This window comes from Simplicispira sedimenti (genome assembly GCF_022760965.1).
GTDB lineage: Bacteria > Pseudomonadota > Gammaproteobacteria > Burkholderiales > Burkholderiaceae_C > Simplicispira > Simplicispira sedimenti.
Map to the genome: position 1 here is coordinate 58,825 of NZ_JAKVIJ010000004.1, position 12,276 is coordinate 71,100.

11 protein-coding genes are annotated in these 12,276 nt (G+C 63.9%); all 11 read right to left on the minus strand.

The genetic code is table 11. The features are described from left to right. Window positions 1–12: 12 nt before the first annotated feature. Entirely contained in the window at window positions 13–360 is a 348-nt protein-coding gene (locus MJ602_RS05870; RefSeq protein ID WP_162015604.1) for an integration host factor subunit alpha, read from the minus strand. After that, complete coding sequence (pheT, locus tag MJ602_RS05875; RefSeq protein ID WP_243019946.1) at window positions 357–2,798, minus strand: phenylalanine--tRNA ligase subunit beta; 2,442 nt, start codon at window positions 2,796–2,798, stop codon at window positions 357–359. Before pheT ends, MJ602_RS05870 begins: the two co-directional genes overlap by 4 nt. A 121-nt stretch (window positions 2,799–2,919) precedes the next feature. Then, entirely contained in the window at window positions 2,920–3,972 is a 1,053-nt protein-coding gene (gene pheS / locus MJ602_RS05880) for a phenylalanine--tRNA ligase subunit alpha (RefSeq protein WP_162015602.1), read from the minus strand. A 103-nt stretch (window positions 3,973–4,075) separates the two neighbouring features. After that, a complete protein-coding gene (rplT, locus tag MJ602_RS05885) occupies window positions 4,076–4,435 on the minus strand; it encodes a 50S ribosomal protein L20 (RefSeq protein ID WP_162015601.1) in 360 nt (119 codons plus the stop codon). Window positions 4,436–4,461: 26 nt separating this feature from the next. Beyond that, window positions 4,462–4,665: a 50S ribosomal protein L35 gene (rpmI, locus tag MJ602_RS05890; RefSeq protein WP_162015600.1), complete on the minus strand. Its 204-nt coding sequence runs from the start codon at window positions 4,663–4,665 to the stop codon at window positions 4,462–4,464. Between the two features lie 180 nt (window positions 4,666–4,845). Further along, on the minus strand, window positions 4,846–5,454 hold the full coding sequence (infC, locus tag MJ602_RS05895; protein WP_243019947.1) for a translation initiation factor IF-3: 609 nt from the start codon (window positions 5,452–5,454) through the stop codon (window positions 4,846–4,848). 76 nt (window positions 5,455–5,530) lie between these two features. Beyond that, window positions 5,531–7,450, minus strand: a complete 1,920-nt coding sequence (gene thrS, locus MJ602_RS05900) for a threonine--tRNA ligase (RefSeq protein WP_243019948.1) — start codon at window positions 7,448–7,450, stop codon at window positions 5,531–5,533. A 312-nt stretch (window positions 7,451–7,762) separates the two neighbouring features. Next, window positions 7,763–8,845 carry a TRAP transporter substrate-binding protein gene (locus MJ602_RS05905; RefSeq protein ID WP_162015597.1) on the minus strand — a complete coding sequence of 361 codons (1,083 nt, stop codon included), beginning with the start codon at window positions 8,843–8,845 and terminating at the stop codon, window positions 7,763–7,765. A gap of 187 nt (window positions 8,846–9,032) precedes the next feature. After that, entirely contained in the window at window positions 9,033–10,928 is a 1,896-nt protein-coding gene (gene dxs, locus MJ602_RS05910) for a 1-deoxy-D-xylulose-5-phosphate synthase (protein WP_243019949.1), read from the minus strand. Between the two features lie 69 nt (window positions 10,929–10,997). Next, a complete protein-coding gene (locus tag MJ602_RS05915) occupies window positions 10,998–11,918 on the minus strand; it encodes a polyprenyl synthetase family protein (protein ID WP_243019950.1) in 921 nt (306 codons plus the stop codon). Further along, a complete protein-coding gene (xseB, locus tag MJ602_RS05920; RefSeq protein ID WP_162015594.1) occupies window positions 11,918–12,145 on the minus strand; it encodes an exodeoxyribonuclease VII small subunit in 228 nt (75 codons plus the stop codon). Before xseB ends, MJ602_RS05915 begins: the two co-directional genes overlap by 1 nt. Window positions 12,146–12,276: the final 131 nt, after the last annotated feature.

The following is a 12,276-nucleotide window of genomic DNA, read 5'->3' on the forward strand; positions in this document are numbered from 1 at the left end:
GCCCGGAGCACGTCAGTCCACGGTGCCTTGGATTTGTTCCTTGAGTTTGCTGCTGGCGTGGAACGTGACCACCCGGCGCGCTCCAATGGGAATGGTTTCGCCCGTGCGCGGGTTGCGGCCTGGGCGCGGGGCCTTGGTGCGGATCTGGAAATTGCCAAAACCCGAGAGCTTGACGTCCTGCCCATCCACCAGGCTTTGGGCGATCAGGTCGAAAAAGGCATCGATCATGTCCTTGGACTCGCGCTTGTTCAAGCCAATGTGCTCAAACAGCAAGTCCGCCAACTGCGCCTTGGTCAGCGCGGGTGTTTCCAGACTTTCGACGGCAAATTCGATCACCTCGTTGCTCCGTTCCAGCATCATCCACGCAACCTTGCACCCACCTGGGCCTTGAGTTGAGCCAACACGGCCTGCACAGCCGCATCGATGTCCGCTTCGGTCAGCGGCGCATGGCCGCCCAGGGTCAGGCGCACCGCCAGGCTCTTCTCACCCAGCTCCAGCCCGGCCGATCCGACCTGCACGCCCTTGCCCTGCTGCGGACGGAACACATCAAACAGCACGGCATCGCGCAGCAACTCGGTAGGCAGTGCCGCCCGGATCGCGCCCATGATAGCGCCATGCGTGACGGCTTCCGCCACCACCACGGCCAGGTCGCGCTCCACCATCTGGTGCTTGGGTACGGGGGCGAAACGGGGCACCGGGCGCTGGAGCACGGCATCGAGCTCCAGCTCGAACAGCACGGGCGCCTGGGGCAGCTCCCAGGCCTGGCGCCAGCGGGGATGCAGCTCGCCCACATGGCCGATGACCCGCTCGCCCAGGCACACGCGCGCACAGCGCCCAGGGTGCATGGCCGGATGCTCGGCAGGCTCAAAGCGTGCACTCAACGGCGCCAGCAATGCCTCGACATCCCCTTTCACGTCAAAGAAATCCACCGCCTGCTCTTTGCGCCCCCATTGCAGCAGATCCACGCCACCATAGGCCAGCCCGGCCACACGCATGGGTTGGTGATAGCCCTGAACGGTGGTGTCGGTGTTGGCCACCGAGGCATCGCGCAAAAATACCCGGCCCAGTTCGAACACGCGCACGCGCTCGGCACGCCGATCGGTGTTGAACTTCAGCACCTGCAGCAACGACCCCAGCAGGCTGGAGCGCATCACGCTCATCTGACTGGCAATGGGGTTGAGCAGGCGGATCGGGTCTGCATTGCCGGCCAGTTCACGCTCCCAGCGCTCCTCCACAAAGGAGAAGTTGATGGTCTCCTGGTAGCCCAGCCCGGCCAGCATGCGGCGCACCGCAAACGGGCTGCGCTGGCTTTCCAGCTGCAGCTTGGGCGTGATGGGCGCCAGCGGCGGCGTGGTGGGCAGGTGGTTGTAGCCCACCATGCGGGCCACTTCCTCGATCAGGTCTTCCTCAATGGCGAGGTCGAAGCGGTACGAGGGGGGCGCCACGGTGACCGTGCCCTCGCCCAGCGTGACCGGCAGGCCCAGGCCCTGCAAGGCATCGGCACATTGCGCCTGCGTCAGCGGCATGCCGATGACCTTGGCCGCGCGCGCCACGCGCAGCGTCACGGGCTGTGGCTGGGGCATGGCCACCTGCTGGTCCACCACCGGACCGCAGACAGTCTCAGGCGTGCCGCAGATCTCGATGACGAGCTGGGTGATGCGCTCAATGTGCTCCACGGTGAGCTGCGGGTCCACACCACGCTCGAAACGGTGGCCGGCGTCGGTGGAGAAGTTGTAGCGGCGCGAGCGGCCGGCGATCGCCTTGGGCCACCAGAACGCGGCCTCGACGTAGATGTGGCGCGTGTCGTCGGACACGGCCGTGGCGTCGCCGCCCATGATGCCGGCGAGCGACTCGACCTGGTGGTCGTCGGCGATCACGCCGACCTTCTCGTCCACTTCGACGGTGTTGCCGTTGAGCAGCTTGAGCTGTTCGCCCGCCTTGCCCCAGCGCACATCGAGGCCGCCGTGGATCTTGTCGAGGTCGAAGATGTGCGAGGGGCGGCCCAGCTCGAACATCACGTAGTTGGAAATGTCCACCAGCGCAGTCACGCTGCGCTGGCCGCAGCGCGCCAGGCGGTCCACCATCCACTGCGGGGTCTTGGCCTGCGTGTTGACGTTGCGCACGATGCGGCCGGAAAAACGCCCGCACAGGTCGGGGGCGCTGATCTTCACGGGCAGCTTGTCGTCCAGCGCCACGGCCACGGCAGGGAACGCGGGCGTCTTCAGGGGCGCGCCGGTCAGGGCGGCCACTTCGCGCGCCACGCCGTAAACACTGAGGCAATGCGCCAGGTTGGGCGTGAGCTTGAGCGTGAACAGCGTGTCGTCGAGATTCAGGTACTGGCGGATGTCCTGGCCCAGCGGGGCGTCGAGCGGTAGCTCCAGCAGACCGCCGTGGTCTTCGGAGAGCTTGAGCTCACGTGCCGAACACAGCATGCCCTGGCTTTCCACGCCGCGCAGCTTGCCGACCTTGATGAGGAAGGGCTTGCCGTCCTCGCCGGGCGGCAGTTCGGCGCCCACCAGGGCGCAGGGCACGCGGATGCCCACGCGCGCATTGGGCGCGCCGCAAACGATGTTGAGCAGCTCGCCCTGGCCCACGTCCACCTGGCACACGCACAGGCGGTCGGCGTTGGGGTGCTGCTGGGCGTCCTTGATCTCGCCCACCACGATCTTGGTGAACGGGGGCGCGACGGGTTGCAGTTCTTCGACCTCCAGCCCCGCCATGGTCAGGGCGTCGGCCAGTTCTTGGGTGGAAAGCGGCGGGTTGCAGAACTCGCGCAACCAGGATTCAGGAAATTGCATAGTCAGACTTCTTTGGCGTGCTCTTAAAAAGAGAGCTGCTGGCGCTTTTCAGGATTGGTTTTCAGCATGAAAACAGCCTCAAACCCAATGTGGGCGTGCGCTGGCAGCTCACCTTTTTGCATTACTGGAACTGCGACAGGAAACGGATGTCGCCGTCGAAGAACAGGCGCAAATCGTTCACGCCATAGCGCAGCATGGTGAAGCGATCCAACCCCATGCCGAAGGCAAAGCCGATGTAGCGCTCGGGGTCCAGGCCCATGTTGCGCACCACATTCGGGTGCACCTGGCCGGAGCCGGCCACTTCGAGCCAGCGGCCGGCGAGCGGCCCGTCTTGGAACTGGATGTCGATTTCGGCGCTGGGCTCGGTGAACGGGAAGAAGCTGGGACGGAAGCGCAGCACCAGGTCGTCGCTCTCGAAGAAGGTGCGGCAGAACGCGGTGAACACGACCTTCAGGTCCTTGAAGCTGACGTTCTCGCCAATCCACAGGCCTTCGCACTGGTGGAACATGGGCGAGTGCGTGGCGTCGCTGTCCACGCGGTAGGTGCGGCCAGGCACGATCACGCGGATCTCGGGCATGGACTGGCCTGCGTCGAGCAAGGCACGGTGCTGCTTGACATGCTGCACCGCATGGCGCACCTGCACCGGGCTGGTGTGGGTGCGCAGCAGGTTGGGCGCACCGGGTGTGCCGCCTTCGATGTAGAAGGTGTCGTGCATCGACCGTGCGGGATGGTCCTCGGGCGTGTTGAGGGCCGTGAAGTTGAACCAGTCGGTCTCGATCTCGGGGCCTTCGGCCACATCGAAGCCCATGGACCCGAAAATGCCCTGGATGCGCTCCAGCGTCAGCGACACCGGGTGCAGCCCGCCCGCGCCGCGCTGGCGCCCCGGCAGAGTGACGTCGAGCGCCTCGGCCTTGAGCTGGGCCTGCAACTGGGCATCCTGCAGCGCCTGGCGGCGCTCGTTGAGCGCCGCTTCGATGGCTTGCTTGGCCAGGTTGATGGCAGCCCCGCGCGTCTTTTTCTCTTCGACGGAAAGCTGGGCCATGCCCTTCATCAGCTCGGTCACGCGACCGGCCTTGCCCAGAAACTGGGCCTTGGCGTTTTCCAGATCGGCGGGTGTGGCACTGTGCGCAAACTGCTCACGCGCACTTTCGACCAGCAAGTCCAACTCGTTCATATGCGTACTTCAAAAAAGAAACAAGGGCTAGTGCCTTTCAAAGCCCTAGCCCTTGTAGTTTGTGCGCTAGCAGCTATCAAAATGATAGTTGCTCGCCGGGAACTCAGGCAGCCAGCTTGGCCTTGACCTGCTCCACGATGCTGCCGAAGGCAGCCTTGTCGTGCACTGCGAGGTCGGCCAGCATCTTGCGGTCGATCTCGATGGCAGCCTTCTTCAGGCCGTTGGCGAACTGGCTGTAGGTCAGACCCAGTTCACGCACACCGGCGTTGATACGGGCAATCCAGAGGCGGCGGAACACGCGCTTCTTGGCACGGCGGTCACGGTAGGCATATTGCCCTGCCTTCATTACCGCCTGTTTGGCGACACGGAAGACATTACCGCGGCGACCGCGAAAACCCTTGGCAAGGGCCAGAACCTTCTTGTGACGGGCATGGGCCGTTACACCACGTTTGACGCGAGGCATGTGAGTACTCCTTGTTCGTCAGTTGATTACAGGCCAGCGAAGGGCAGCATCTGTGCCATGTGACCCATGTTGGTCTCATGAACGGCAGTGATACCACGCAGTTGGCGCTTGTTCTTGGTGGTCTTCTTGGTCAGGATGTGACGCTTGAAGGCTTGACCGCGCTTGACGGTACCACCCGGACGAACGCGGAAGCGCTTTTTGGCGCTGCTCTTGGTCTTCATTTTGGGCATGTGAATGCTCCTCTTTTTTGTGCTCGTGAGGCGTTTGCAAACCTGCTTGCAAACTTGTTGGCCCCGAGCCACTTTTCATGGCGGGCTTTCGCCCGCCAGGGCCGCAGCGTCTTCCGCTGCGGATCTTGGCGACACCGGCATTGCTGCCACCGTCGCCAGATTCGATTCTCGGCGGGCTACTCAGCCCACCTGCTCTGCACTTCCTGCTGCCTCGGTCGCAGACTTGGCGCCTGCCTTCTTGCGCGCCGGGGCGATCATCATGATCATCTGGCGGCCTTCGAGCTTGGGGAACTGCTCCACCAGGATGGAGTCGGCCAGGTCATCGCGCAAACGGTTGAGCAGCGCCAGACCCAGTTCCTGGTGCGTGATCTCACGGCCACGGAAGCGCAGCGTGATCTTGCACTTGTCCCCTTCAGCAAGGAACCGGCGGATGTTGCGCAACTTGATGTTGTAGTCGCCATCGTCGGTGCCCGGACGGAACTTCACTTCCTTGATTTCAATGACCGTTTGCTTGGCCTTGGCTTCGGCCGCGCGCTTTTGCTCCTGGTACTTGAACTTGCCATAGTCCATGAGCCTACACACCGGCGGATTGGCCGTTGCGGCAATTTCGACCAGATCGACATCCAGGTCGCCCGCCATGCGCAGCGCCTCCATGAGGCTGACCACTCCGATGGGCTCGTTCTCCGGCCCGGACAGGCGCACTTCGGGCGCGGTGATCTCGCGGTTCAGGCGGTGCTTGCGCTCTTCACGCTGGCGACGGTCACGAAATTCAGTAGCTATGGCTTTCACCCTTGATCAAAAACACGACAAAACGCAGCGGCACAGGAAAAACCCGCAAGCACACGGCTTACGGGCTCAATTCCGGTCAGGCTTTGGATGCAACGGCCTGGACGATGAGTTCGATGAATGCATCGACTGGCATGACGCCCAAGTCCTTGTTGCCCCGGGCACGCACTGCGACGGCTCCAGATGCCCGTTCTTTGTCGCCAGCGACCACAATGAAGGGCAATTTCTGCATGGAATGCTCCCGTATTTTATACGTAATCTTTTCGTTACGCAGATCGAGGGCCACGCGCAGCGGATTCTGGGGTACTGCTTTCTCGATTTTTTGGGCAATTTCGCGACAGTAGTCTGCCTGCGCATCGGTGATGTTGAGCACCGCCACCTGCACCGGCGCCAGCCAGGCTGGCAGGGCACCGGCATGCTGCTCGATCAGGATGCCGATGAAGCGTTCCAGGCTGCCGACGATGGCGCGGTGCAACATCACAGGGCGGTGGCGGGCACCATCCTCGCCCACGTATTCGGCGTCCAGGCGCTCGGGCATGGAGAAATCCACCTGCATGGTGCCGCACTGCCACTGGCGGCCGATGGCGTCCTTGAGGGTGTATTCGATCTTGGGGCCGTAGAAGGCGCCATCGCCCGGCGCGATCTCGAACGCGCAGCCGGAAGCACGCAGGCTTTCCATCAGTGCATGCTCGGCCTTGTCCCAGCTCTCGTCGGAGCCGATGCGCGCCTCGGGGCGCGTGGCTACCTTGTAGATGATGCTCTCGAAGCCGAAGTCCTTGTAAACCTTCTGCAGCAGCGTCGTGTACGCCGTGCATTCACCCAGGATGTGCTCTTCGGTACAGAAGATGTGGCCATCGTCCTGCGTGAAGCCACGCACGCGCATGATGCCGTGCAGGCCGCCCGTAGGTTCGTTGCGGTGGCACTGGCCAAACTCGCCGTAACGCAGCGGCAGGTCGCGGTAGCTCTTGATGCCCTGCTTGAAGATCAGGATGTGGCCCGGGCAGTTCATCGGCTTGAGGGCGTAGTCGCGCTTCTCACTCTCGGTCGTGAACATGTTGTCGCGGTATTTGTCCCAGTGCCCCGTCTTTTCCCACAGGGTCTTGTCCAGGATCTGCGGACCCTTGACCTCCTGGTAGCCGTTCTCGCGGTACACGCGACGCATGTACTGCTCCACTTCCTGCCACAGCGTCCAGCCCTTGGGGTGCCAGAACACGGTGCCAGGCGAGTGTTCGTCGATGTGAAACAGGTCCAACTCACGGCCGAGCTTGCGGTGGTCGCGCTTCTCGGCCTCTTCCAGCATGGTGAGGTACTGCTGCAGTTCGTCCTTGGTGGCCCAGGCCGTGCCATAGACGCGCTGGAGCATCTCGTTGCGGTGGTCGCCGCGCCAGTAGGCGCCGGCCACCTTCATGAGCTTGAAGAATTTGAGCTTGCCCGTGCTCGGCACGTGGGGGCCCCGGCACAGGTCTTCGAAGGCGCCTTCGCGGTACAGGCTCACGTCCTCGTTGCTGGGAATGCTGGCGATGATCTCGGCCTTGTAGTGCTCGCCCAGGCCCTTGAAGTAAGCCACGGCCTCATCGCGTGGCAGCACGCGGCGCACCACAGGCTCGTCTTTGGCGGCCAGTTCGGCCATGCGCTTTTCGATGGCGGCCAAGTCTTCGGGGGTGAAGGGACGCTTGTACGAGAAGTCGTAGTAAAACCCGTTTTCGATGACGGGGCCGATCGTGACCTGGGCATCGGGAAACAGCTCCTTGACCGCATAGGCCAGCAAGTGGGCCGTGGAGTGGCGAATCACTTCCAGGCCCTCAGCGTCCTTGGCCGTGACAATGGCCAGCGGGCTGTTCTGGGCAATGGTGTAGCTCGTGTCCACCACCTTGTCGCCGATCTTGCCCGCCAGCGCGGCCTTGGCCAAACCCGTGCCGATCGAAGCGGCCACCTCGGCCACAGTGACGGGGCCGGGAAACTCTCGCTGGGAGCCATCGGGAAGCGTGATTTGGATCATGGGTGTCTTTCGAATCGGTCAACTGGGGGGCGGTGTCTCCGTACCCCAAAAAACAAAAAAGCGCGGAGGACGTCCGCGCTGTGCAAGGGTAAGAAAGGTCTCACGAACAGGCGCGAACAGCCCGCCTCAACGGCAGGTGGAAGGGCTCCAACGAGTTCGCGGTGTCATAACCAGGGTGCCTTTCTCGCTCTTGTGGAAGGGTCAACGATAACCTGCATTCTAACTTGCCCAACAAAAAGCCCGCGTGGCGGGTGCCAGGCGGGCTGTGAGAAGCTGGGGAGCGCAAGCCCCCGCAGCCGCTGCGTCCAAGGATCAGAGCTTCTTGGACGACATGAAGGTGTCAAAGCGCGATTCCGCAAAACGGAACCAGAGGATCTGGTCACGCTGGAAGTTGCGCATGTCGGCGTAGATCTTCTTCCACTCGGGGCTCTTGGCGTTGTTCTCTTCGAACACCTCCATCGATGCCTTGAACGACGCCTCCAGCACCGCTTGCGGGAAGGGCAGCACCTTGGTCTTGGCAGCCACCAACTGCTTGAGCGCACCGGGGTTCAGGGAGTCGTACTTGGACAACATGTCGTTGTGGGCCAGGGCCGATGCTGCCTCGATGATGGCCTTGTTTTCCGCCGACAGGCTGTCAAAGGCCTTGTTGTTGACGAACAGGTCCACCTCCGGACCGCCTTCCCACCAACCGGGGTAGTAGTAGAACGGTGCCACCTTGTTGAAGCCCAGCTTCTGGTCGTCGTACGGACCCACCCATTCGCAGGCGTCCAGCGTGCCCTTTTCCAACGATTGGTAGATTTCGCCGCCAGGAATGCTCTGGGGCACGGCGCCCAGCTTTTGCATGACCTCGCCCACCAGACCACCGCCCAGGCGCATCTTCAGACCCTTGAAGTCGGCAGGGCTCTTGATTTCCTTGCGGTACCAGCCACCCATCTGGGTGCCGGTATTGCCACCGGCAAAGCTGATGGCGTTGAAGTTGGCGTAGAACTCGTTCATCAGCTTGCGGCCATTGCCATGCATCATCCAGGCATTCATCTGGCGCGCGTTGAAGCCGAAGGGAATGGCCGAACCCAGAGCAAAGGCAGGGTTCTTGCCGTAGAAGTAGTACGGCACTGTGTGACACATCTCGACCGTGCCGCTTTGCACGCCATCGAGCACGCCGAACGGAGGCATCAGCTCGCCGCCCGCATGCACCGAAATTTCAAACTTGCCACCCGACATGGCTTTGACCGCCTTGGCAAACACATCGGCGCCGCCATAGATGGTGTCCAGCGATTTGGGGAAGCTGGAAGCAAGGCGCCAGCGAATGGCGGCCTGGGCATGCACAGCAGGTGCCACGCCAGCTGCGAGCACGCCAGCAATACCAGCACGCTGGATGAGTGAACGACGATCCATATGGTTTTCTCCGAAGGTATGTTGCACAACACGCGCCACACCACATTGCTATCACGCGGCAGGCCATGGACTTGTGGAAGCCGTGGCCATTGTAGGAACCACCCCCGTCAATCCCGTGAGGGTTTCCCCGCAAAAACGCCCGCGCGCAGGCGGGCGTTCAGGCTTCTGCAAGCATCACGCAGACGCGTCAGCGTGCTGATGTGGACAGGAACCGCGCTTCGATGGAGCGCTGGATGCCCGCGGCATCCAACCCCTGCAGCGCCAGCAGGCGCGCGGGGTCGCCGTGCTCGATGAACACATCGGGCAGACCCAGGCACAGCACCGGGCGCTGCACGCCATGTGCGTGCAAGGCTTCCAGCACGGCACTGCCTGCTCCGCCCATCAGGGCGCCCTCCTCCACCGTGACCAGAGCGTCGTGATTCTGGGCCACTTCGAGCAGCAGCGCCTCGTCCAGCGGCTTGGCCCAGCGCATGTTCACCACCGTGGCATCCAGGGCCTGTGCGGCCTCCAGCGCAGGGTACAGCAGCGTGCCAAAGGCCAGGATGGCAATGCGCGGCGTCTTGCCGTCTGCGGCCGCCTGGCGCGTGCGGCGGATTTCGCCCTTGCCGTAGGGCAGCGCATCCAGCCCTGCCAGCGGCGCCACGCCCACCCCCGCACCACGCGGGTAGCGCACGGCCACGGGGTGGTTCTGGGCATAGGCAGTGCCGAGCAGTTGGCGGCACTCACGCTCATCGGCCGGGCAGGCCAGCGCCATGTTGGGAATGCAGCGGACAAAGGGGATGTCGTACGCGCCAGCGTGCGTGGCGCCGTCTGCGCCCACCAGGCCCGCGCGGTCCAGGGCAAACACCACGGGCAGGTTTTGCAGCGCCACGTCGTGGATCATTTGGTCGTAGCCACGCTGCAGAAAGGTGGAGTAGATGGCCACCACGGGCTTGGCGCCTTCGCAGGCCATGCCGGCGGCGAACGTGACGGCATGTTGTTCGGCAATGCCCACGTCGTAGTAGCGCTCGGGGAAGCGCTGGTGGAACTCGACCATGCCGGAGCCTTCGCGCATGGCGGGCGTGATGCCCACCAGGCGGCTGTCGTGTGCCGCCATGTCGCACAGCCACTGACCAAACACCTGGGTGAAGGTCTGCTTGGGTGGCGTGGCGGGCTGCGTAAGGCCCACGCGGGGGTCAAACTTGCCGGGGCCGTGGTAGGCCACGGGGTCGGCCTCGGCCAGCTTGTAGCCCTGGCCCTTCTTGGTGACCACATGCAGGAACTGCGGGCCTTGCAGGCTCTTGATGTTTTCCAGCGTGGGGATGAGCGAATCAAGGTCGTGCCCGTCGATGGGCCCGATGTAATTGAAGCCGAACTTCTCGAACAGCGTGGCGGGCACCACCATACCCTTGGCCTGCTGCTCCAGGCGCTTGGCCAGCTCGAACAGGGGCGGTGCATTCTTGAGCACGGTCTTGCCCACGTTCTTGGCCGCAGCGTAGAACTGGCCGCTCATGAGCTGGGCCAGGTAGCGGTTGAGCGCGCCCACCGGGGGGCTGATGCTCATGTCGTTGTCGTTGAGGATGACGAGCAGGTTGCAATCGGCCACGCCCGCGTTGTTGAGCGCCTCGAACGCCATGCCTGCGGTCATGGCTCCGTCGCCGATGATGGCCACCACCTGGCGCTGCTCGCCCTTGCGCTGCGCCGCCAGCGCCATGCCCAGCGCGGCCGAGATGCTGGTGCTGGAGTGGGCCGTGCCAAAGGTGTCGTACTCGCTCTCTGCGCGCTGGGGGAAGCCCGAAAGCCCCCCGAGCTGGCGCAGCGTGGACATGCGGTCACGCCGACCGGTGAGGATCTTGTGCGGATAGGTCTGGTGACCCACGTCCCACACCAGACGGTCGTAGGGCGTGTTGAACACATGGTGCAAGGCCACGGTCAGCTCCACCGTGCCCAGGTTGGAGCTGAGGTGTCCGCCGGTCTTGGACACGCTGTCGAGCAAGAAGGCGCGCAACTCCGTCGCCAGCGTCTTGAGCTCTGGCCGCGAGAGGCGGCGCAGGTCGGCCGGGTCATTCACCAGCGAAAGCAGAGGATAGGTGGTCGTGGACATTGCTATTATTTTGATAGCTACTTGCGCTTGTATTTATTGCGCCAGCAGCATATTTCCTTTGAAATACTGTCAGTGCGATCGGTTCACCACCATTTGGGCCAGCGCCGCCAACGCCCGCGTATCGGGCAACGCGGCGGCATCCAGTGCCGCCATCGCCTGGACCAGCAGCTCGCGGGCATAGGCCTGGGCGCGCTCCAGCCCCAGCAGGGATACGTAGGTGGGCTTGCCCTGCTCGGCGTCCTTGCCCGCCGTCTTGCCCAGGGTGGCCGAGTCTTGCGTCACGTCGAGGATGTCGTCCACGACCTGAAAGGCCAGACCCAGCGCCGCACCGTAGTCGGCCAGCGCCTGCAGTGCGGCGGGTGCCGCATTGCCGCAATGCGCGCCCATCAACACACTGGCCTGCAACAGGGCGCCCGTCTTGAGGCGGTGCATGTGGCGCAAGGCGTCTTCGGTCATGCCGCAGCCCACGTGGGCCAGGTCGATGGCCTGGCCACCGGCCATGCCCTGGGCGCCTGCGGCCCGCGCCAGCAGCCGGCACAGGCGCGCCTGCACCGGCTCGGGCACGGCCGCGCCCTCGGGCGCCAGCAGCTCAAACGCCAAGGCCTGCAGCGCATCGCCCGCCAGCAAGGCCTGCGCCTGCCCGAACTGCACATGCACTGTGGGCTTGCCTCGGCGCAGCACGTCGTTGTCCATGCAGGGCATGTCGTCGTGCACGAGCGAGTAGGCATGGATCAGCTCCACCGCGCAGGCTGCGCGCAGCGCTGCTTCGTCAAACCCGGCGCTGGCGCTGGCCTCACCATCGGTAGCGACCACGGCCTGGCGGGCTGCCAGCACCAACAACGGGCGCAGCCGCTTGCCGCCGTCGAGCACGGCGTAGCGCATGGCCTCGCCCAGGCCCGCCGGGGCGCCCACACCCACCCCGTCCGACAGGGCCTGCTCCACGCGAAGCAGGCAGGCCTGGCTCCACGATGCGAAATCAAAAGTGTCCATCAGTCCTGCGTCCACGGTTGCAGCACGCCGTTGTCCAGCACCTGGATCTGGTTCTGCACGGCCTCCAGCTTGCCTCGGCAATAAGCCAGCAGATCCGCGCCACGCTGGTAGCCCGCGAGCAGCTGGTCCAGAGGCATTTGGCCCGACTCGATGCGGCCGACCAGTTGCTCCAGTTCTTCCAGCGCCTGCTCGTAGCTGGCGGGTTCGGCGGCGGGTTTCTTGGGCATGGGGGCAAGGCAGCGCGCAAGCGCTGAGTGAAAACGCCGAATTCTACGACCCACGCCCAGCACCTGCCCACAGCCCCCGCAATCGGACAATCACGCAGACGGGGTGCGGGAATCCAGACACCTATACCCCT